Annotated in this window: 18 protein-coding genes and 2 pseudogenes; 8 read left to right on the forward strand and 12 right to left on the reverse strand. The window is 73.5% G+C overall.

The window, feature by feature from the left end:
- Window positions 1-3: 3 nt before the first annotated feature.
- The 7 genes from H4687_RS06445 to H4687_RS06475 all read right to left on the reverse strand — a co-directional run bounded on the left by H4687_RS06445 (window position 4) and on the right by H4687_RS06475 (window position 5468).
- Window positions 4-582, reverse strand: coding sequence for a hypothetical protein (locus H4687_RS06445; protein WP_050398047.1), 579 nt, complete (start codon window positions 580-582; stop codon window positions 4-6).
- Complete coding sequence (locus H4687_RS06450) at window positions 579-1958, reverse strand: hypothetical protein (protein WP_046918596.1); 1380 nt, start codon at window positions 1956-1958, stop codon at window positions 579-581. Before H4687_RS06450 ends, H4687_RS06445 begins: the two co-directional genes overlap by 4 nt.
- Window positions 1955-2788 (reverse strand): ABC transporter ATP-binding protein, encoded by an 834-nt coding sequence (locus tag H4687_RS06455; RefSeq protein WP_046918595.1) that lies wholly within the window; start codon window positions 2786-2788, stop codon window positions 1955-1957. Before H4687_RS06455 ends, H4687_RS06450 begins: the two co-directional genes overlap by 4 nt.
- The gene (locus H4687_RS06460; protein WP_046918594.1) at window positions 2785-3609 is read right to left on the reverse strand and encodes a hypothetical protein; all 825 of its coding nucleotides are present in this window, start codon (window positions 3607-3609) and stop codon (window positions 2785-2787) included. The genes H4687_RS06455 and H4687_RS06460 overlap by 4 nt, the downstream gene beginning before the upstream one ends.
- On the reverse strand, window positions 3606-4166 hold the full coding sequence (locus tag H4687_RS06465) for an RNA polymerase sigma factor (protein WP_046918593.1): 561 nt from the start codon (window positions 4164-4166) through the stop codon (window positions 3606-3608). Before H4687_RS06465 ends, H4687_RS06460 begins: the two co-directional genes overlap by 4 nt.
- Window positions 4167-4263: 97 nt before the next feature.
- The gene (locus tag H4687_RS06470) at window positions 4264-4878 is read right to left on the reverse strand and encodes a dihydrofolate reductase family protein (RefSeq protein ID WP_046918592.1); all 615 of its coding nucleotides are present in this window, start codon (window positions 4876-4878) and stop codon (window positions 4264-4266) included.
- A 122-nt stretch (window positions 4879-5000) separates the two neighbouring features.
- Window positions 5001-5468 (reverse strand): DUF5709 domain-containing protein, encoded by a 468-nt coding sequence (locus H4687_RS06475; RefSeq protein ID WP_046918591.1) that lies wholly within the window; start codon window positions 5466-5468, stop codon window positions 5001-5003.
- Between the two features lie 172 nt (window positions 5469-5640).
- Here H4687_RS06475 and H4687_RS06480 point away from each other — a divergent pair, with 172 nt between their 5' ends.
- Window positions 5641-6924 carry a cytochrome P450 gene (locus H4687_RS06480; protein ID WP_046918590.1) on the forward strand — a complete coding sequence of 428 codons (1284 nt, stop codon included), beginning with the start codon at window positions 5641-5643 and terminating at the stop codon, window positions 6922-6924.
- 497 nt (window positions 6925-7421) lie between these two features.
- On the opposite strand, the pseudogene H4687_RS47445 reads toward H4687_RS06480, so the two are convergent.
- Window positions 7422-7577, reverse strand: a pseudogene (locus tag H4687_RS47445) (SDR family oxidoreductase); the annotation flags it as partial.
- Between the two features lie 199 nt (window positions 7578-7776).
- Between H4687_RS47445 and H4687_RS06490 the strand changes: the two are divergent.
- A complete protein-coding gene (locus H4687_RS06490) occupies window positions 7777-8541 on the forward strand; it encodes an IclR family transcriptional regulator (protein WP_046918589.1) in 765 nt (254 codons plus the stop codon).
- A 239-nt stretch (window positions 8542-8780) separates the two neighbouring features.
- Window positions 8781-9806: a PP2C family protein-serine/threonine phosphatase gene (locus H4687_RS06495; protein ID WP_046918588.1), complete on the forward strand. Its 1026-nt coding sequence runs from the start codon at window positions 8781-8783 to the stop codon at window positions 9804-9806.
- A gap of 49 nt (window positions 9807-9855) precedes the next feature.
- Here H4687_RS06495 and H4687_RS06500 read toward each other — a convergent pair.
- From H4687_RS06500 to H4687_RS06510, 3 genes and pseudogenes are all read right to left on the reverse strand, one after another.
- Window positions 9856-10489 (reverse strand): annotated as a pseudogene (locus tag H4687_RS06500) (GNAT family N-acetyltransferase).
- A gap of 111 nt (window positions 10490-10600) precedes the next feature.
- Window positions 10601-11803: a cytochrome P450 family protein gene (locus H4687_RS06505; protein WP_050398050.1), complete on the reverse strand. Its 1203-nt coding sequence runs from the start codon at window positions 11801-11803 to the stop codon at window positions 10601-10603.
- A 185-nt stretch (window positions 11804-11988) separates the two neighbouring features.
- Window positions 11989-13329 carry a ferredoxin reductase family protein gene (locus H4687_RS06510; protein WP_078907077.1) on the reverse strand — a complete coding sequence of 447 codons (1341 nt, stop codon included), beginning with the start codon at window positions 13327-13329 and terminating at the stop codon, window positions 11989-11991.
- A gap of 373 nt (window positions 13330-13702) precedes the next feature.
- On the opposite strand from H4687_RS06510, the gene H4687_RS06515 reads away from it, so the two are divergent.
- The 4 genes from H4687_RS06515 (at window position 13703) to H4687_RS06530 (ending at window position 20557) form a co-directional block, all read left to right on the forward strand.
- Window positions 13703-14914, forward strand: a complete 1212-nt coding sequence (locus tag H4687_RS06515) for a serine hydrolase domain-containing protein (RefSeq protein WP_046919638.1) — start codon at window positions 13703-13705, stop codon at window positions 14912-14914.
- Window positions 14911-16518 carry an alpha/beta fold hydrolase gene (locus H4687_RS06520; protein ID WP_225966619.1) on the forward strand — a complete coding sequence of 536 codons (1608 nt, stop codon included), beginning with the start codon at window positions 14911-14913 and terminating at the stop codon, window positions 16516-16518. The genes H4687_RS06515 and H4687_RS06520 overlap by 4 nt, the downstream gene beginning before the upstream one ends.
- A 69-nt stretch (window positions 16519-16587) precedes the next feature.
- A complete protein-coding gene (locus H4687_RS06525) occupies window positions 16588-18501 on the forward strand; it encodes an SMI1/KNR4 family protein (protein WP_050398052.1) in 1914 nt (637 codons plus the stop codon).
- 286 nt (window positions 18502-18787) lie between these two features.
- Window positions 18788-20557, forward strand: coding sequence for a hydroxysqualene dehydroxylase (locus H4687_RS06530; protein WP_046919131.1), 1770 nt, complete (start codon window positions 18788-18790; stop codon window positions 20555-20557).
- An 82-nt stretch (window positions 20558-20639) separates the two neighbouring features.
- Here H4687_RS06530 and H4687_RS06535 read toward each other — a convergent pair whose 3' ends face one another.
- A complete protein-coding gene (locus H4687_RS06535) occupies window positions 20640-20822 on the reverse strand; it encodes a hypothetical protein (protein ID WP_046919130.1) in 183 nt (60 codons plus the stop codon).
- A gap of 370 nt (window positions 20823-21192) precedes the next feature.
- On the opposite strand from H4687_RS06535, the gene H4687_RS06540 reads away from it, so the two are divergent.
- Window positions 21193-21837: a dihydrofolate reductase family protein gene (locus H4687_RS06540; protein WP_046919129.1), complete on the forward strand. Its 645-nt coding sequence runs from the start codon at window positions 21193-21195 to the stop codon at window positions 21835-21837.
- The last annotated feature ends 1 nt before the right edge of the window (window position 21838 follow it).

Here is a 21838-nt window from a genome sequence, read left to right on the forward strand (position 1 = left end):
CCGCTACCGCCTCGGCCCCGCGAAGGCGTACGCCGCCGTGCCGGTGAGCGCGAGGGTCAGGGCCGTCCAGGTGGCCGCCGGGGTGCCGGGCGGGAGGAGCATCCAGCTCGCCACCCTCGTCGGCAGGCCGGTCGGGGCGGGGGCGAGGACCGCGTAGGACAGCCAGGCGAGGGGTGGGGTCCACGCGTAGTGCGCCCCCCACAGCACCGCGCCGAGGGCGGCCAGGCCCGCCAGACCGGCGCTGTCGCGGACGACGAACGCGGTGGTGACCCAGGAGTCCTCGCCCGTCGTCCGCGCCGTGAGGAGCGCGGCGCCCGCGACCACGGCGATGAGCAGGACGTGCGCCGCCCTGCGGAACCGCCAGGGGATCGCGGCCGTGCGGTCCAGCGCGAGGTCCTGGCCGCCGAGCCCGATCGAGGCGGCCACCACCCCGGCGACGAGGACGAACACGGGCACCTTCGGGTCGCCCGGCCCTCCGCCGCCGTCCCGGGCGAAGGTCCACACGAGCACGGTGGCGATCACCACCGCGGCGAGGGAGACCGGCACCTGCCGGGAGCGGGCGTACAGCGTCAGCCACCTCACCGGGACGTACCGCCGTCCAGGAGGTCGAGCGGGTCGCCCGCGCAGGAGGCGGCGGCGGTGTGCGCCGCCTTGACGCGTGCGACCTGTTCGGACCACGGCAGCGCCTTGAGTTCCCGCAACACCGGGCGGGCCTCCTTGAGTTGGTCGCTCGCCGCGTGCATGGCTCCGTCGAACGGCCTCAGGTCCCCGAGGACCCAGCCCGCCGCGACGCCCTGTGCGACGATCTCGTCGAGCGTGCCGCTCTCGTTGGCGCTGCGGGCGAAGCAGATCGGGATCATGCCCTGACCGAGCAGGGCCCGGGTCAGCTCCTCGCCCTCGGCGTCGGCGAACACGCTGTCGTCGAAGTCGACGAGCACGGCCGTGCGGGACCGCTCCGGCGGGTCGAAGAGCGACCGCGGGGCGGTGCTCTCCCGCACCGACGTCGGTGCCTCGCCGCCGAGGGTGCGTCGCAGCAGGGTGAGCGACTTCTTCCCGGGCCCCGCGAGAGCGGCGAGGTGGTCCTCGTGCGCCTTCGCCACACACACCGGGCCGTCGCACACGGAGGCGACGGCGGCCTCGTCGACGACGTACGCCCGGCGCGGGTCCGCGGGAAACAGCAGCAGGGCGATCACCGCGCCCGCGAGGACGGGTGCCAGGGCGAACAGGCGGGTGCGCCGGGTCGCGGCGAGCAACAGCGCGAAGCCGGTCGCGGCCATGCCGAGCAGCCAGATCGTCTGACCCAGGTGCACGGGGGCGGAGAGCGTGAGGAAGACGTCGCGCACGTCCTCCACCGCCGGTGACAGCAGTGTGGCCCGGTTCGGTGTCGCGGCGCCCGGTTCCATCGTGTCGGTCGAGATCCGCAGGAGGTTGAGGAACACGAACGCGGCCACGGCCAGGGCGGGCGGGGTCAGCGGGGAGGGAAGGCTGCGCCCGATCCCCATGCCGAGGAAGGCCCCCGCGAGGAGGGCGAGTGCGGCGACGAGCGAGATCGGCAGCCAGCCGAGGTGCGTGTACGAGGTGTCGCCGACCAACTGGACCGCGCCCTGGAGGACGACGAGCGTGAAGGCCGAGGTCAGCGTGATCGCCGTCGCGCCCGCGGTCGTCGCCGCCCGGTGCCGGGCGGGGCGCGGTGTGCTGGTCAGCAGCTCAACCATCTTCGAACGGTGGTCGCGCAGCCCCTGGAGCGCGCCGAGCGCCAGGGCGAGCGGCCACAGCAGGATCAGCAGGGAGCGGGTCCACAGGGCCATGGAGGTCCACTGGGCCGTCCACGTCGCCGTGCCCTTCCACCACGGGCCGCTCAGCAGGTACAGGAACGCCAGGGCGACGATCAGGATCACGGCGCCGGCCCAGGGGGCGACGGAACGTCTCAACTCGATGCGCAGGACACGGGTGTTCACCAGGTGCCCCTTTCCTGCCGGGGGTCGAGCAGCAGCGCCGAGTAGCCACGCTCCAGGGGGCTGTCCCCCACGTGCTCGGGTCCGCCGGCCGCGGCCAGTTCGTCCGGGGTGCCCTGGAAGACCAGCCGGCCCTCGGCGAAGAGCACCACGTCGGTGCAGGCGGCGGCGACGTCCTCCACCAGATGGGTCGAGACGACCACACAGGTGTCCGTGCCCAGTTCCTGCAAGAGCTGGCGGAAGCGCAGCCGTTGGGCCGGGTCCAGGCCGGCCGTCGGCTCGTCGAGGAGCAGGACCGCCGGCTCGTTGACGATGGCCTGGGCGATCCCGACGCGCCGCACCATGCCGCCCGACAGGGCCTTCATCCGCTCGTCGGCGCGGTCCGCGAGGCCGACCCGTTCGATCGCCCGCTGCACCGCCGCGGGGGTGTCCGCCTTGGGGACCTCCTTCAACCAGGCCATGTACTCGACGAACTCGCGTACCGTGAAGCGTTTGTAGTACCCGAACTCCTGCGGCAGATAGCCGATCCGGCGGCGCAGGGCCCGGTGTTCGCCGAGGCCGCCGACGGACTCGCCGAACAGTTCCAGGGTGCCCCCGGCGGGGCGCAGCACGGTCGCCAGCGCCCGGATGAGGGTGGTCTTGCCGGCCCCGTTGGGTCCGAGCAGGCCGTGCACGCCGGTGCCGAGCGACAGGTCGAGCCCGTCGACGGCCATCCGCTTCCGGCCGGCCCGCACCTTCAGCCCCGTGGCCCGGATCTCCCAGGCGTAGGCGGTCGGTGCGAGATCGGCCGCGCTCACCGCGGACATCATGTGCTGTTCCTTCCGGTCGGTCATCGATGGGCTCCCAGTACGGAGTACGCGCCCCTACGGGCGATCACGACACCGATACCGAGGGCGAGGAGCAGTCCCCACACGGGCAGACCGGCGCTCTGCAGAGTTGCGGGTGTACGGCTGGTGGCCAGGGCCGGTGCCACGACCACGGCCGCCCACACCGCGACCAGCGCCGCGGCGGCCCGGGTCACGCCGACGACTCCGCCGAGCGCCAGGGTCGTCGAGGTGAACGCCAGTGAGGGCAGCAGCCACTGGGCCGCCGACACCCCCGTCAGGCCGCCGCCCGCCAACAGTGCGGGGATGACGACGGCGAGCACGGACGTGGTGCGCCGCAGCACCAGCGGGAGCCCGGCCCTGGGCACGGAGGCCGTCAGCTCGTACGCCGGGTCCAGACCGCGCGACCACGACGCCGCGACGCCCAGCACGGGCAGCACGGGGGCGAGCAGCAGGAGCGGCGACACCTGGCTCGGGCCGAAGCCGGGGTCGGCGATGTCGAGCAGCAACGCGAGCAGGGTCACGGTCATGACCATGGCCAGCCACGGCACCGTCGTGGGCGTCAGCCACCTCGACAGCCGCGCCGGCCAGCGACGGCGGGCAGGCATGGGGGCCGTGGCGGCCAGCCGGGGTTCGAGGTCGGCCCAGACGGTGCCGACCAGCGCCGTCACGGCGGGCGCGGTCGTCGAGACGGCGGCCGACAGCCGGTCACGGCAGTTCCGGCACTTCTCCAGATGGGCCTCCAGGGCCCACACCTCGTCGGCGGCGATGTCCGTGTCGCCGCGTGCGTAACCGTCGATGATCCGCTTCGACGCGTGTTCCACGCTCATGCCAGGGCCCTCCGCATCTCGGTCCGGGCCCGGCGGGCGCGGGTCTTGACCGTGCCCTCGGGCACGCCGAGCAGGACCGAGGTCTCCCGGACGGACAGCCCGTCGAGCACCATGGCCTGCAGTACTTGTCTGAGTTCGGGCGCGAGGCGCCGCAGCGCGTCCCCGACGTCACCGCCGACGGTCGCCGCGAGCGCCTCCTCCTCGGCGGCGGGCGCCACGGGCTGCCCGGCGGCCGCGGGCGGCGGCTCGGCGTGATGGGCCCGGCGGCGGAACGCGTCGACGAGACGGCGTGCGGCGATGGTCCACAACCAGCCGACGGCGGTCCCGCCGACCGCGGCCCCGGCGAACGCGCCGGCCGCACGCCACACCGCCAGGTACGTCTCCTGCATGACCTCGGCGACGATCTGCTCGTCCGCGCAACGGCGCCGCAGACGCACCGCGAGCCATGGCGCGGTGCGCCGGTACAACTCCTCGAACGCCGCGCGGTCGCCTCTGGCCACCAGCCGGACGAGGCGCTCCTCGTCCGGCTCACCCGGTGTCTTCCTGACTGATCTCACACCCGCTAGACGCGGGGCCCGCGCGGCGGGTTTTCCGTCGGACGTGATCCCCGTCACAGCCCGACGCCCGCGCGTCCGCCCACCGGTGGCGGGGTGTTCACCTCGTGAAGCGGTATTTCAGGTGCGTGGCGAGGGGCGTGGCGACCACCCCGACCGGTTCGAGGTCGCGCCGCACCGCGCCGAGGTCGTCGAACAGCCGTAGTCCCGCGCCGAGGAGTACGGGCACCACGTGCAGGTGCAGTTCGTCGACGAGTCCCTCCCGGAGGTACTGCCGGACCGTGCTCGCCCCGCCCGCGATGTCGACGTTGCGGTCCCCGGCCGCGGCCCTCGCCCGTTCGAGGGCGCTGTGGACGCCGTCGGTGACGAAGGTGAAGGTGGTGCCGCCCTCCTTCACCAGGGTGGGGCGGGGCCGGTGGGTGAGCACGAAGACCGGGGCCCGGAACGGCGGGTTGTCGCCCCAGAACTTCTCACCCGTGTCGTACATCGTGCGGCCCATGACCACGGCCCCGGTGGCGTCGAACCACGCACGCATCAGCTCGGAGTCGCGGTTCTCCACGCCGCCGGTCATGCCCTGGCGTTCCCGCCAGCTCGCCAGCTCGTGGATCCACTCGAACAGCGGCTCGGCGCCGTCGCCCCCGGGGTTGTCGAGGGTGACGTCGGTGCCGGCGACGTATCCGTCGAGGGAGATGGCCATGTCCACGGTCACGGTCATGAGGGTGCTCCTGGGGTCGTGGGGCGTACCGACTACACCCTCACGTCGAGCGGGAGCCGCCGTATTCGACAGGGGCGCCGCACGCGGTCCGGGGTTTCTCGGCCGACCTCCCGATCACCCGGTCAGGGCAGCCGGTCGTCCGGGACGACGCGCATCGCCGCCTCCTCCGCGGCGGCCGCGCCACCGTCGATGCCCTCGTCCTCGGCGACGAGTTCCTTGGTGGCGTCCGTCCGCACGCCCTCGTCCGGAGCGACCAGGCGGCCGGCCCGGTCCGCGCCGGCCTCCGGGTCCACGGGTTCGCCCTCGCCGCCCGTCAGGTCGCCGATCCCGTCGCCGGGCGGCACCTCCACGTCGGGGACCTCCTGCCGCAGCCGGTCGTCCAGGGACTCCCCCTCGTGCTGCTCGGCCGCCGTGGTGCCGCTCCTGTCGACGCCCAGGGGCTTCTCCGGCGGCGAGTAGCCCTCGTCCAGGATGTCGTCGTAGGTGCGCTCGTCGAGCGCGTCCTGGAGATCCAGCGGGGAGGCGTCCTCCTGCTCCTCGTTGCCGCCCGTGGGCTGGTAGGCGTCGTCCGCCATGTTCTCGTCAGTCATGATCGCCTCCGGGGGGGGGTCGGCTGGTCCGTACTCCCTGCGGAGTACCGAGTTCCCCCGGTGTGACACCTCCGCGCCGCGATCACCGGGGCCGGCCCGCTCTCCACGCCGGTCCCCCACGCGGGCGTGGGCCCCGCGTTACCGGGGGAGTCGGACGGGCACTCGGGCGGGCATGAATCAGAGTCGTCGCACCCCGCTCGTCGACAGTTCGCTCGCGGTCCTCGTCCGGGGCTACACCTGGCTGCCCGACCGCTGGCGCCGTACGACCGGCCCCCTGGTCCGTGCCCGGCTGATGGGACAGCACGCCGTCGCCCTCCAGGGCCCGGAGGCGGTGCGGTTCTTCTACGACGAAGGGCACGTGGAACGCGCCACGGCGCTGCCCGGCCCGGTGCTGAGCACGCTGTTCGGCCACGGTGCCGTGCACACGCTGGACGGACCGCCCCACCGCGTGCGCAAGCAGATGTTCCTCTCCCTGCTCACCGGTCCCCAGGCGGTCACCGGCCTGGTGGACCATGTCGCCGCGGCCTGGGACACGGCCGAGGCGTCGTGGCCCGGCCGGCCGTCGGTCGTCCTCTTCGACGAGGCGAGCCGGGTGCTCACCCTGGGGGTCTGCCGATGGGCCGGGATCCCCCTGGGCGACGACCCCGACGGCGAGGCCACGGCCCGGGACCTGGTCGCCATGGTCGACGGCTTCGCCTCCCCGGGGCCCCGGCTCTTCCGGGCCCGCCGCGCCCGGAAGAGCGCCGAGGAGTGGCTGGCGGGTCTGGTGTCGGACGTCCGCGAGGGTGCCGCGACCGCGCCGGCCGGGTCGCCGCTGGACGTGGTGGTCCGGCACGAGGACGCCGACGGCCTGCCCCTGGACCCGCACACCGCCGCGGTCGAACTGCTCAACGTCATCCGCCCCACCGTCGCGGTGTGCTGGTTCGTCGCCTACGCCGGGCACGCGCTGCGCCTGAGGCCCGACGTGCGGGAACGGCTGGCCGAGGACGATCCCGAGTACGCGGTGGCGTTCGCCCACGAGCTGCGGCGCTTCTACCCGTTCGCCCCCTTCGTCGGCGGGCGGGCCGTCACCGACCTGGAGTGGCGGGGCGAACCGATCCCGGCGGGCGCCATGGTCCTGCTCGACCTGTACGGACAGAACCACGACCCCGAGCTCTGGGACCTCCCCTACACCTTCGAACCCCAGCGGTTCCTGGAGCGACCGCCCCGCCGCGACGACCTCGTACCGCAGGGCGGCGGCGACCGCGCGACCGGTCATCGCTGCCCCGGCGAGGACGTCACCGTCGCGCTGCTGCGGGCTCTGGGGCCGCGGCTGGCCCGGCTGGAGTACGACGTGCCCGCGCAGGACCTGCGGATCCCGCTGACGCGGATGCCGGCGCGGGTGCGCAGCGGGTTCGTCATGGAGTCCGTCCGGGTACCGGCGCGGGCCCGTGCCGCGGGGCGGGCGGCGGGGTGACGGCCCTGAGGAACGCCGACGGCTGACGCCGACATCGACGGCTGACCGAGACTCGGCGACCGGCGACCGGCGACCGGCGACCGGCGACTGAGCGACGACTGGGCGACTGGGCGACTGGGCGACTGGGCGGGGTGTACGAGCCTGGTTCGGGCCCGTACACCCCGCCGTCCTCGTACACCCCGCCGTCCTCGTACACCGGGCCGTCCTCGTACGCCGGGCCGCGCGCCGTCCTCACCCACGCGCTCCGGCGCGCCGCGCGCCGGCGGCCCGGTCAGGCGGCGGACGTCAGGCGGCGGACAGCTCGCGCCCGATCCGGCGCCCGGCGGCCGCCACACCCGCTCCCACCAGCCCGTGGACGGCCACCCTGCGCAGCGCCGTGCGCGTGCACGTAGCCCATCACGTTGACGTCCAGGACCTTGCGGAAGTCCTCCAGGGGCTGGCACGTCCTCGAAGCGGCCGAAGGCGTTGACGGCCGCGTTGTTGACCCACACGTCGATCCGGCCGAACTCCTCCACGGCCCGCCTCGCCAGGTCGTCGACCGCCTTGGCGTCCGTCGTGTCGGTCGGCACGACCAGCGTCCGGGCCCCGCGATGCCGCTCGCGCTCCCGCGCGGTCGCCTCCAGCGCCTCCTCGCGGCGGGCCGCCGGCACCACGGCGCACCCCTTCTGCGCGAAGGCCTCGGCCGTGGCCCTGCCGATCCTGCTGGACGCTGTCCGGTGCTGCGCCGCCCGGGTACCCCGAACCCGGTCGGGCGCGCATCACCCGGGCCGTGGCGCCCGCGCAGGAGGTGACCGAGCGCCCGCGCCGGGGGCGTCGCTTGCCCGCGCCGCGCGACCGGCGCACCCTGGTCCTATGGCTGTGCACGACGGCCCCGGCCCCACCCTCATCGCGTCCGTCCAGCGCGCCTTCCGGCTGCTGGAGGCGGTGAGCGCGCACGAGAACGGCGCTCCCGCGAAGCAGCTGGCCCGCGAGACGGGGCTGCCCCTGGCCACCGCCTACCACCTGCTGCGGACCCTGGTCCACGACGGATACCTGCGCAAACTGGCCGACGGCGGCTTCGTCCTGGGCGACAAGGTGGGAGCGCTGCACACCACCGGGCGGGGCCAGGCGCTGCTCAGCCGGGTCCGTCCGACGCTCGCCGCGCTTCGGGACGAGCTGGCCGGCGCCGCCTACCTCACCTTCTACGAGGACGGGGAGATCCGGGTCGCCGAGATCGTGGACAGCCCCCGGGCACCCCGGGTCGATCTGTGGGTGGGCTTCGAGGACGCCGGGCACGCCACGGCGCTGGGCAAGTCGGTGCTGCGCGAACTGGACGCGGAGTCCCGCAGGGAGTACCTCTCCCGGCACCACCTGGCCGATCTCACCCCGAGGACCATCACCGACGCCCCGGAGCTGCTCCGGCGGCTGGACTCCTCGCCCGTGGCGCCGGCCGTCACGGACCTGGAGGAGTACTCCCTCGGCACGGTCTGCATCGCGGTGCCCGTGTACAGCGGGGACACGCTCGGCTCGCTCGGCGTCTCGCTGCGCTCGGACCGGCTCTCCCGGCTGCCGGAGGTCCGGGAACGGCTTCTGCCGATCGCGAGCCGCGTGACCAGGGGCCTGTCGCTCACTATCTGAAATCCATGTCCTTGTGGCACTCGGACCGATCCCCTTTCCTGGATGAAACGGACAATTACGGAGCGCTGGCTCCCCGGACGAGTGAGGATCGCGGGCGATACATGAGCCATACCCGAGAGCTTTGTGGCGACCACAGGCCGACGCCGAACCGGCCGTCCCGGGCGCGGACGTCGGCCCCGGGAAGGCCGGCCCCCAACCGGGTCGCCGCGCAACTGGCCTCCGGTACCCCCGCATTGCCCGTGCTGATCGTCTCCGTGATCGTGTTCGTCGGCCTCCTCGGCGGACCCGGACTGACCTGGCTGCCGCTGCTCGCCGCGGGGCCCGCGCTGGCCGCCACCACCAGCGGGCCGCGCGGCGTCCTCTGTGTCGGTCTCCTCGCCGGGGTGCTGGGCACGATGCTCGGCGTCCGGGACGGCGCGCCGGGCCGTGAGCTGGCCGCCGTCCTGTCCGCACTGGTGGCCGTCACCCTGGCCGGCGGCCTGGCCAGCGCCCTGCGCGGGCGCCGCGAGCGGGTGCTCGCGGCCGTGCGCTCGGTCGCCGAGGCCGCCCAGCACGCCCTGCTCCAGCCGGTACCGGCGACCGTCGGCCCGTTCCAGGTGGCCGTCCGCTACAGCGCCGCCGCGGCCGAGGCCCGGATCGGCGGAGATCTCTACGCCCTCGTACCCACCCCGTACGGGGTCCGGCTGATCGTCGGCGATGTGCGCGGCAAGGGGCTGCCGGCGGTCGGGATAGCCGCCCTGGTGCTCGGCGTCTTCCGCGAGGCGGCGTACGAGGAGCCCGACCTCCTCGCCGTCGTCGACCGGATCGAGCGGAGTCTGGCGCGCAATCTCCGCAGCGACGACTTCGTCACCGCGGTCGTCGCCGGACACCCCGGGCCGGGCCGCCTGGAGCTGGTCAACTGCGGACACGCGCCGCCGCTGCTGGTGCGCGGCTCCGGGGTCGTGCCGGTGGAGCCCGCCTGCCCGGCCCCGCCGCTGGGGCTGCGCGCCCTGACGGGCGAGAAGCCCGGTCTGCAGATCCTGCCGTTCGGCGACGAGGATCAGCTGCTGCTCTACACCGACGGTGTCACGGAGGCCCGGGACCGCGACCGCGATTTCTACCCCCTCGCCGAGCGCCTGGCCCACCACCTGTCCGACGAGCCGGCCCACACCCTCTCGGCACTCCACGACGAACTGCTCACGCACGTGGGAGGCCGGCTCCACGACGACGCGGCCCTGCTACTGCTCCGCAAGCCGACCGCGCACGCCGCCGGCGTGGCCGGGTAGCCACAGGCAAAGCGCGGCGATCAGCGGCCGGCGATGACGTCACGAGTCCTCACCTGCGAGAGCCGATCCCCCGCGGGAGGTCGTACATGGCGAAGTCGGTGACCGGGACGTATCCGCTACGCCGGTAGAGGGCGTTGCCGGTGGGGTTGACAAGGTCCGCGAACAGCAGGACCTCCCGCGCGCCCGCGTCGAGCGCGGCACGGCTCGCCTCGGCCGTCGCGGCACTCGCGTCACCACGACCACGGCCGCGCAGGTGGGCCCGGTGCCGTTCGCGCGGGGCGGGTGCCACGCCGGTGTGGCGCTGCCAGGCCCGGACAAAGAGCGGCGGCGGTGACGTCGTCCGCGCTCACGCCGGGGAGGGGGTGGCCGAGCCCGGCCAGCCGGGCGGCCAGGGCGTCGGCCTCCTCGGACGTGAACGGGGTGAGGCTCCGCCGGTGGGGCGGCATACGGAAGAAGGTCGCACGCCCCTCGCCCGCTGCCTCCTGCCGGCCGAGGACGGGGGCCCCGCCGCAGTACGCGTCCGCCCCCTCGGTGCGCGACGTCTCGGTGACCGTCAGCTGCACGGTGTGCGCGGCGGGGCGCGAGCGCAGGAAGTCTCCGGCTCGGGCGAGGAAGGCGTCCCCATCGTGGGTGACCTGCCAGTCGTGCACGTCGTGATCGAGGTGCGAGTTGTCCGGGCTCATGCCCGGTGACGTCAGGCCACCCAACTCGAAGATCGGTGCGTGGTCCAGGCGCCCATCGCCCTCCGGCGCGGGTGAGGAGAGTGCGACCCACGCCCCGTCGACGACCGACGCTCAGAAACGCACCGGCAGGTCGAGCAGCCCACGGGCGCGCATGGACGGCCGCCGACGTACCGCGTCCGGCGCGATGTCGAGGGCCAGGCCGGGGAACCGGTCGAGGAGCGCGGTGAGGGCGATCTCGGTCTCCATCCGGGCCAGCGGCGCGCCGAGACAGTAGTGGATGCCGTGCCCCAGGGCGAGATGACCGGTGGCGTCACGGTCCAGGTCGAGCCGGTCCGGTTCGACGAAGCGGCGTGGGTCCCGGTGCGCGGCGGCCAGGGAGAGCAGGACGGTCTCCCCGGCCGGGACACGGACGCCGCCGATGGTGACGTCCTCGACGGGAAAGCGCCGGATGGCCAGCGGCACCGGCCCGTCGAAGCGGGCCAACTCCTCTACCGCTCCTGCCAGTCGGCCGGGGTCGGCGCGCAGCGCGCTCAGCTGGTCGGGGTTGCTGAGCAGAGCGAGGGTGGAGTTGCCGATCAGATGCACGGTGTTCTCGTATCCGGCGATCAGGATCAGGAACGCGAGCGACATCAACTCGTCCTCGCTCAACCGGTCCTCGTCGTCGCGTACGGCGATCAACGCGGAGAGCAGGTCGTCCGCGGGCTGGGCGCGCTTGTCGTCGATGAGCTGGGTGAAGAACGCCAGGATGCTGCGCACGGCTTCCTTCGCCCCGCCCGGCCGGGCGGGGTCCGGCGCGATCAGGGTGTCGGTCCAGGCGCGGAAGTCGTGCCGGTCGTGCGGGGCCACGCCGAGCAGGTCACAGATCACGGTGATCGGCAGGGGCGCCGCGTACGAGGCGATCAGGTCGGCCCGGCCGTACGGTGCGACGGCGTCGAGCAGCGCGTCGGCGGTCCTTCTGATGGGGTCGCGCACTCGGGCCGTCTGACGTGGGGTGAACGCCCGGGACACCAGGCGCCGGATGCGGGTGTGGTCCGGCGGGTCCATGTTCAGGAGGTTCGCGTCCAGCGCCGGCGGCAGCGCGAGCCCGTGGTAGCCACCGGGTGCCGCGTTGCGCTTGTCGAGAGAGAGCCGGGGGTCGGCAAGGGCCTCGCGCACGTCGTCGTAGCGCGTGACCAGCCAGGCGGGCAGCCCGTCCGTTCCGGCGATGCGATGCACGGGCCCCGCCTCGCGAAGCCGCCCGTAGACCGCGTACGGGTCCGCGACCAGCTCGGCGGGATCAACGACGGGCGGCTGAGCCGGAGTTGTGGGGGACATGGCCCCCACCTTAGTAGGGCGGGACCTCTCGCCCCGGGCACCCACCCTCCGCCGCACCCCTCCAGGGCACCCACCCTCCGCCGCACCCCGCCCTCCACGGCACCCTCGCTCCCCGATCCGCCCCGGTGCCCACGGGTCCGCACCCGTACCCACGAATCCGCATCCCCCGCGGAGCCCACCTCGGCTCAGGCCAGGCCGAACCTCTCGGCGTGCACCTGCCGTCGGGGGACCTTCAGCGCGCGCAGGCCGCTGAGCACGGCCGAGGTCATCGCGGGCGGACCGCACACGTACACGTCACGCTCGGCGATGTCGGGGACCAGGGCGCTCAGGCTCTCCGGCTCGAACGGCGGCCTGCCCTCCCCGCGGCGGCCGGTGAGCAGGTACAGCCGACCGCCGCGCGCCGCGACCAGGGCGCGTATCTCGCCGAGCAGCACCGCGTCCCTCTCGCTGCGCACCCGGTAGAGCACGACGACATCGCCGGCCGGTTCCTCCTCCAGCAGGGCCCGGACGGGTGTGATCCCCACCCCGCCGGCGATCAGTAGGGCGCCGGGCCGGGTGCGATGCAGTGAGGTGAACGCCCCGTACGGCCCCTCGACGAAGACCCGGCTCCCGACCGGGAGATGCCGAAGTCCGGCACTGGCGCCGCCCGCCGCCTTCGCGGTCAGGCGCAGCGCACGGCCGTCGGGTGCCGTCGACAGTGAGAACGGATTCGCCAGCCACCAGTGGTTGTGCCCGGGGAAGCGCCAGAAACAGAATTGACCGGCTCTGGCCGGCAGCCTGTCGAGGTGACGGCCGGAGACGTGGACCGACACGACGTCGTCCGACTCCGGCACCACCGCCACGACCCGGAACCGGTGATAGAGGTTCCGCCACACGGGCACGACGAGGCGCGCGGTCACCAGGGATCCGAACGCGAACAGCCACAGCGCCCACCAGTAGATCCCGGCCGCCGCCGACGAGTTGAACGTCGTGGTCTCCTGCAGCTGGTGGACGAAGGCCAGCCCCAACGCCAGGTAGAGCAGCAGGTGCAGACCGTGCCAGGTCTCGTACGGCAGCCGCCTACGCACCCGACGGACGGAGACGGCCGCTGCCACGACCACGAACGCCGCGGCCCACATGCCGAGCAGGGAAGCGGGCACCCCGGCCAGCGCGAAGAACGTCTTCGTCATCGACGTGTCCTCGAGGTGCGCGTATCCGAGCACCACCAGCACCGCGTGGGTGAGGATCGTCCACAGCAGGGTGAAGCCGACCCACCGGTGCCACACCGTCAGCCGGTCCATGCCGATGCGGCGGTCGAGCCACGGCAGCCGGGCCACCAGCAGCAACTGGAACATCATCAGCACGGCGGCGTGCAGACCGAAGAAATTGGCGACCGTGAGCACACTGTTCTTCCCCGTGCCGGCGGTGACGAACAGGATCTCGACGATCACCAGGTTGACGAGGACGAACGTCCACAGCGCCCATCGCGCCGCCACCACCGGCGGCACACCGCCCCGCCGCACACCCGGTGAGACCGCAGCCCCCATGAATCCCCCTCACCCATCGAGGCCGGGACACACGGCTGAGTGCGCACGCGCCGACCGTCGAAAAGCGCACCGGCCGACGCCCGACGGCACCGGACCCGCGCGCTGGAAGGGCTACCCGGGGATCCGTCGCTTCACGCTCGGACGGAGCGGGGCGGGCGAGGCACCGACATCGCGGGGCGCGCGCGGCCACGCCGGTCTCCGGTTCCGGCTCCTAGGGGGGCGGCGACGACGGTCGTACCGGCTCGCCCTTACCAGCGGCGGGTTCCGCCCGTCCAGGAGGTCTGCTCCCGTTTTCCGCTCGGGCTGGCGTCATCCCGGAAGCACCTGCCTGCCGGAGTGATCACAGGACGGCCCGTGCCTACCGTCTGACGACATGCCAACCTTCTTACCCACCTCGACGACCGGCAGGCGCGTCGGCCTCGCGGCGCTGATGACGGCCGTCGTCCTGGCCGCCACCGGTACGACGGCGACCGCACGGACGCCGGGCCCGCGCTCCACCGTGGACTGCGGCACGCACGACCGGACCCGCCAGGTGCTGCGCGACCTCACCGCCCGGCACGGCATCACCGGTGCCGCGGTCCTGGTGACCGACCCCACCGCGGGCAGGTCCTGCGGGCGCTGGGCCGCGTCGGCCGGAACGGCGGATCTGCGCACCGGACGCCCGATGAACACCACCGACCGGCTGCGCGTCGGCAGCGTGACCAAGACGTTCACCGCGGCGCTCGTCCTGCGACTCGTCGCCGAGCACCGCCTGTCGCTGGACGCCCCCGTCGACCGCTATCTGCCCGGTCTGATCCAGGACGACGGCCAGGACCGCCGTCCGATCACCGTACGCCGGCTCCTGCGGCACACCAGCGGGTTGCCCGACTATCTCGACGCCCCCGAATGGGAGCTTCCCGAGCGGCAGCGGTATCGCCACTTCGCACCCCGCGACCTCGTCGCACGCGCTCTCGAACTGCCGCGCCCGCAGGGCGGCTGGCACTACGCCACCACCAACTACCTCGTCCTCGGCATGATCGTCCGCGAGGTCACCGGCCGTCCTCCCGAGGCGGAGATCACCCGCCGCATCATCGAGCCCCTCGGGCTGCGCGACACCTACTGGCCCGGCGACGACACGCGCGTGCAGGGAGCGCACTCCCGCAGCTACTTCACCGACGGCGACGGGCGGCACGTCGACGGCACCGCCTGGAACATGACCTTCGGCGGGGTCGGCGGCGCCCTCGTCTCCACACCGGGCGACCTGACACGGTTCGCCACCGCCCTGTTCGACGGGCGCCTGCTGCCCGCCGCCCAGCTCGCGGAGATGCGGCGGACGGTGGAGGCCGACGCCGACCGGCTCTGGCCGGGCGCCCGCTACGGGCTGGGCCTGATCTCGACACCGCTGTCCTGCGGCGGCACGTGGTGGGGACACGCGGGGACGGTGCCCGGCGGGCACCGGGCGCTGGTCGCCGTCGGTCCCGGCGGCCGGAGCGTCGCCGTCGCCCTCAACGAGGTGCCCGCCTCGCTCCAGGCCGAGTCCGCCTTCCTTGACCTCGTCGACAAGTCCCTCTGCGAGGGCGCGCCTTCCGAAAGGACCACCGCATGACCGGCTCTCCCTCCCCCGCCGCCACGCGCACGGCCGGCCCACGCGACGCACCGACCGGCGGTCCGCGCCGGCTCGTGTCGCGCACCGCGGCAGGGGCTGTCCTGTGCCTGGTCGGGGCCCTCGCCGTCCCCGCCGCGCCCGCCGCGGCAGAACCCGCCCCCACCGGTCCCCTCACCCGCTACCACGACCAACACCTGGACTGGAAGAGCTGCCTGCTGGGACCCGACGACGAGACCGGCGAGGAACTCCAGCGGGCCGGCGCCCGGTGTGCCGACGTCACCGTCCCGTTGGACTACGCGGATCCGGGCGGCCGTACGATCACCGTCGCGATCTCGCGCATCCGGGCCACCGACACGGCCCATCGCGTAGGCGCTCTGCTGCTCAACGGAGGCGGCCCCGGCGGGCAGAGCATCGGCGACCCGCCGTGGGTGCACACGGCGATGAAGCAGGCCGGTGAACGCTTCGACGTGGTGGGCGTCGACCCCCGTTTCGTCGGCCGCAGCACGCCCCTGGACTGCCACTGGCCCACCGGCTCCTTCATACGCGGCGCGGGGAAGGACCGGGCGGCGTTCGACCGCTCGGTGGGGTTGGCCAGGGAACTCGCCGACCGCTGCAGGACGTCCCAGGGCGACGTCCTGCCGTACGCCACCACCCGGAACACCGCGCGCGACATGGACGTCGTCCGCGCCGCACTCGGCGAGCGCCGGATCTCCTACCTCGGCTATTCGTACGGCACCTACCTCGGCCAGGTGTACGCCACGATGTTCCCCGGCCGCACCGACCGCGTCGTCCTGGACGGTCTCGTCGCCCCCGACAGCTACAACCCCCGGCTGCTGCGCGGCACGGAGCCGGCCAACCGGCATGCCCTGGAGGGCTGGGCCGCCTGGGCGGCCGCCCGCGACACCGCCTACGGTCTGGGCAGGACCGGGAGCGAGGTGCTGGCGGTCGTGAACGGCATCCGGACGGCGGCCGAACGCGCTCCCCTGACGATCGGGGACCACCGGGTGGACGAGCATGTCGTCCCCGTCGTCGCCCTCACCGGCCTCTCGCAGGACAACGACGCCGCCTACGCCGATCTCGCCCTGGCCGTACGGGACATGCGCCGCGCCGTCGCCGGCCGCACGGTCACCCCGTCGCCGTGGCTGGCCGAGACCCTCGACTTCCTGCTGACCGGATCCGGCTCCGCGTACGGCAGCGTCCAGACGGCGATCCTGTGCGGGGACGCGTCCGCGCCGCGTTCCCCCGAGACGTACTGGCGCGACGTCCGACGCGCCCGCGCGAAGGACCCGTTGTTCGGTCCCGTCACCCACAACATCAATCCGTGCGCGTTCTGGGCCCCGCCGCGCGAACACCCGACCACGATCCGCCGCGACCTCCCGGCCCTCCTCGTCAACGCGACCGGCGACCCGCGGACCATCTACCGCAACGCGCGGACGGTACGGCGCATGTGGCCCTCCTCCCGCTTGCTCACCCTCCGGGGCGCGGACCAGCACGCCGTGTACGGCGTGTTCGGCAACTCCTGCGCCGACACGACGGTCAACACCTACCTGTCCACCGGCCACCTCCCGGACACGGACGTCGCCTGCGCCCGGTCGGCCGGCTGAGCCGGGCCTCGCGATCAGCGCGCCCGAGCGGGCCGACCGCTGTCAGTGTCGAGTGGCAGCATCGGGCCCATGACGGACACCACGGCATTCGACTGGCGGACGTTCCTGCTCAGGTGGAGCGGGGAGTGGGCGGATTCCCTGCCGGAGGGCGAGACCCGGGACGAGGCCGACGAAGCCGCGCACCGGGCGCGATGGCTGGGGTTTCCCCCCGCGTCGCGGGAGCGGATCGCGGCCATGGAGGACCGCCTCGGCCGGCGGATGCCCCCGTCGTACCGGGAGTTCCTCGCGGTCAGCGACGGGTGGCGGCACGCGGGCGGGTTCGTGTGGCTGTTGGCGGGGACCGCGGACGCGCGCTGGCACGACGACGCGTCGGGGCTCGCGGCCATGTACGAGGAGTATCTGGACGAGGACGCCGGGCCGGAGGAACGGCTGGAGGTGGACATCTGGCGGCGCGGGCTGCAACTCGACGTCGAGTCCGACGTCACCCACGTCCTCATGGACCCCGAGGACGTGGACGAGAACGGCGAGTGGGCCGTGTACACCTGGGCGAGCTGGCGGGCCGCGCCGCCCGAACGGCACGCGAACTTCCTGGAGTTCATGCGGGAGATGTACCGCGAGTTCCACCGTCTGCGGGCACACGCGGGCGACGGGGAGCCGGTGTTCGCCAACGACACGACGCTCAGGCTGGACGCCGCGATGGACGAGGCCCGGCAGGAGGCGCTGCGCGGCGGCTGGGAACGGGCCGGGGAGGCGCTCGACGAGGCCAAGGAGTACGGCAGACCGCGGGCCGCCGGACTGGGCGACCAGATACGCCGCCTGCTCGGACAGACCTCCATGGTGTACTTCGACGGCTTGGTGACCGACCCGCGGTACGCCCCCGAGCTGCTGCCCGCGCTGGTCGCCGAGCACGCGGCGCACTCGTACCGGGACGACTCCACGCTGACCTACCATCTGCGGGGCGCGAGCGACGACCTGCTGTCACTGGCCTACGCGACCCTGGAGGCGGTGCGGAACGGCACGTACCGGTACACCGCGATCGGGCCGTTCGGCGAAGCGGTCGGGCGGGCACGGGAGTTGGCGCGATGGGGTGACACGGACGGCGCCTGGCGGACACTGATGGACGCGCTGCCCCTGTGGGAGCCGCTGGGGCCGGACCATCTTGCTCCGCTGGGGTGGGTGGCCGATCCCGTGCTCGGTCCGCTGCTGACCCCGGAGCGGGGTCGCGAGTTGCTGTCGACTCCCCGGGGAGGGCACGCGGGTGAGGCTCCGGGGCCGGCGCCCACCGCGCTGGACCCGGGTGACCTGACGTGGCTGGCGGAGCCGGACCCGGGCAACAACCGCACGTCCTACCGGTTCGTTCTGGTGGAGGGGGTGGAGCCGGAAGAGTTGCCCGGACGTCTCGCGGGCGGGGAAGGGGACGGGGGCCGGGACAGCGCCGTGCTGAACGCCCCCATGACTCTGTGGGAGGCGCGCCGCAGGTCGCTGCGGGACCGGAATGAGTTCTCGTCCTACGCCGACCGGGCTCTCGTGGCGGTCGGCCGGGCCGGCACCGGCTGGAGCTTCGCCTTCGACCCCGACGCCCCCCGGTTCGACCCACAGCGGTTCGTCTCCCCGGCCGTGGCCGCCGGTGAGGGCACTCGCGCGGTGGTGGTGTGGAGCGGCTTGAGGAGGGCGCACGGGGAGCCCTTCTTCCACCTCTCGGTGGCGCGGGACGATGCCGAGCAGTACGCGTTCACGTACGCGGGCGGCGAGGTCCGGTCGAGCGGGGAGATACCCCGGGCTCTGGATCCGAGCCGGTTCTTCGGTGACCTGGAGGACCACACCGAGACGGAACGGGCCCTGCTGGAAGCCGTGACCCGCGAATTCGGTGTCTGCCTGCCCCGTCACGCCATCGTGCACGGGCGGCTGCACACGTTCGTCACCCGCTCCTGGACACGGCCGCCCAGGGACGGTGAGACGTTCTCGGTGATCCGCGTGGGCTAGAGGCCGCGCGTCCGGCGGACGGACGGACGACGGACGGACGGCCGACGGACGGACGGCCGACGGACGGACGGCCGACGGACGGACGGCCGACGGACGGACAGCGAACGACCGCACCCAAGCCGGAGCCGGAGCCGGAGCCGGAGCCGGAGCCGCGGAGATGATGCCGCTCCCGCCGAGATGATGCCGCATCAAGCCAAAGTGTCCCCAGCCCCGTCGGTCGCCTTCCGGGATCGGTGGGTCGCTCATATCCTCGTGCGCCAACAGTTACCGAAGGTAAGGGGTAGCGATGGGCGGCACCACGCGCAGAGGGTTCCTGGGCACGGCCACCGCCGCGGCCGCCGGCGGCGGGGTCACCCTCGCCGGCCCCCAGCGGGCCGCCGCCCGGGACGGCGCGGCCCCGCGGACCGTGGCCGTGCTGGGCGGGGGCGTCGCCGGGCTCACGGCCGCGCACGAGCTCGCCGAACGCGGCTTCCGGGTGACGGTCTACGAACGCAAGGCGCTGGGCGGCAAGGCCCGCAGCATGGACGTGCCCGACAGCGCCAAGGGCGGCCGCGACCCCCTGCCCGGGGAGCACGGCTTCCGCTTCATCCCCGGGATCTACCACAACCTCCCCGACACCATGCGGCGCATCCCCTTCCCCGGCAACCCCCACGGCGTCCACGACAACCTCGTGGCCCCCAAGGAGATGCTGTTCGCCCGGTCCGGCGGCCGTGAGGACATCCGGATCCCGCTCCCCTGGCCCGGCAACACCCCGGCCGACCTCACCCCCGACGAGATCCGCCGCGCCCTCACCTCGTTCCTGGACACCGCCCTCAGCCTCCCCCTCCACGAGGCCCTCTACTTCGCCGAACGCTTCCTGGTCTTCCTCACCAGCTGCGACGAACGCCGCGACAACACCTGGGAGCAGATGCCTTGGTGGGAGTTCGTGCGCGCCGAACGCATGTCGTACGACTACCAGCGGATCCTCGCCGTCGGCATCACCCGCAACATCGTGGCCACCAAGGCGGAGGAGGCCAGCACCCGCACGGTCGGCACGCTGCTGGAGGCGTTCGCGTTCAACGTCCTCGGGCGGGGCGCGGACGGCCCCCTGGACCGGATCCTCAACGCGCCCACGAACGAGGCCTGGATCGACCCCTGGGTGACGTACCTGAGGTCGCTCGGGGTCGAGTTCCGCATCGGCTGGACCGTGCAGGACCTGCCCATGGACGCGGGCCGCGTCGCCGGCGCCGTCGTACAGGACCCCGATGGCACTCGCCGGACCGTCACCGCCGACCACTACATCTCGGCCATGCCCGTCGAGCACGCCCGCCGCACCTGGAACTCCGCCGCGCGCGCGGCCGATCCCCAACTGGCCGCGTGCGACGGGCTGGAGACGGACTGGATGACCGGCATCCAGTTCTATCTGACGGAACGTACGCCGATCCTGCACGGCCATCTCGACCTCATCGACTCCCCCTGGTCGCTGACCGCGATCGCCCAGGCCCAGCACTGGCCGGGCCACGACTTCCCCGCCGACTTCGGCGACGGCACGGTCGCGGACTGTCTGTCCGTGGACGTCTCCGAGTGGGACCGGCCGGGCATCCTGTACGGCAGAACCGCCAAGCAGTGCACGCGCGCCGAAGTCGCCCGCGAGGTGTGGGCCCAGCTGAAGGCCGCCCTCAACGACAGCGGTCGTACGGTCCTGAAGGACTCCGTACTGCACTCCTGGTTCCTCGACCCGGCCGTGGACGGACTCGGCACCCCGACCCCGGTCAACGAGGAACAGCTGCTCATCCACCCCGTGGGGACCTTCCACCTCCGCCCGCGGTCGGCCACGAGGATCCCCAACCTCTTCCTGTCCGGCGACTACGTGTCCGTGCCCATCGACCTGGCCACCATGGAAGGCGCCAACACCTCGGCCCGACAGGCTGTCAACGCCCTGCTGGACAGCATCGGTTCGACCGCCGAGAGATGCACGGTCACCCCGCTGTACCGGGCGCCGGAGTTCGAGGCACTCAAACGCCACGACCGCACGCGCTACCGTCTGCGCCTGCCGAACCTCTTCGACGTCGGCTGACAGCCACCCGCGGGGGTGCCGGGCACCGGGGGGCGGTGGTCGGGCGGCGCCAGTTGCCGACACGTCGGCGGCTCGGAACGGATCAGGCGGACGGCAGGGACACCGGCGGGGTGTCACCGGGCACGGTGTCGTCGTACGCCTGCGGGTCGAACGCCGGACGGCCCTGCCGAGAGAGCGCCGGCAGCGCGAACAGGGACGGTGCGTGCGTCCCGCCCGCCACGGCGGCGACCGACGCCCCCGGCCAGTCCGGCTCGGCGACCGCCACGCCGCGCCCGCCATACGCCGCCAGGCCGACCTACCAGGTCCCGGACCCCGGCACCCCACCGATCGGCCCCGCCATCCGCCCCGCGAACGCCACCGCCACCACGCCCGACAACGGCACCGCCCACACGCCCCCGCGCACAGTCACACTCCATGCTGGGGCGGCCCGACCCGGACGCACAGCCCGTCCGTGGCGGCATTGTCTCGGGTGGTCGCGCGATGTGATGGGGAAGCGGGCACGGCGATGGGTTCCGCCGCCCTCTTTCGACTTCGCGCGAGACGTCCCGGCCGGAATCGGTCCGCGCGGCGATGAGTCTGCCGGTTCGGACCGGTCTACCTTTTGACCGCGACGACCATCTCTTCGGGAGTAAGCCATGGGCCTCATCCACATGGAACTGTTCGCCACCCTCGACCTCGTCGGGCAGGCGCCCGGCGGCCCCGACGAGGACCCGGCAGGGTTCCCGTTCGGCGGCTGGCAGGCACCCCTGCTGGACGAGGTGTCGGGGGGCCAGGTCGGTGCCGCGTACGAGGACACGGACGCCCTCCTGCTCGGTCGACGGACGTACGACATCTTCGCCGCGTACTGGCCGCACCAGAAGGGCGGCGAGGACGGCGCGATCGCCGCCCTCTTCAACCGTGTCCCCAAGTACGTGGCCTCCCGCGGCAAGCCCGACCTCTCGTGGGCCGGATCCACGCAGCTCGGCCCGGATCTGGCCGCCGCTGTGCGCGAGATCCGTGACCGGCACGAGCACGTGAAGGTCGTCGGGAGCCTGGATCTGGTGCAGAGCCTTCTGCGGGAGAAGCTCTTCGACCGCCTCGACCTCTGGGTGCACCCGATCGTGCTCGGCGTGGGGAAGAAGGTGTTCGACGGTGGCCAGGTGCCCACGAACCTCACGCTCCTCGAACCACCGGCAGCCGGCCCCAAGGGCACCGTGTACCTGCGCTACGGTCTCGCCGACGGCACCCCCGGCACAGGGGACATGAGCGCACCCGATCGCGGCGTCGGGCACGCCGACTGAG

The sequence above is a fragment of the Streptomyces stelliscabiei genome (assembly GCF_014873495.1).
Classification (GTDB): Bacteria; Actinomycetota; Actinomycetes; order Streptomycetales; family Streptomycetaceae; genus Streptomyces; species Streptomyces bottropensis.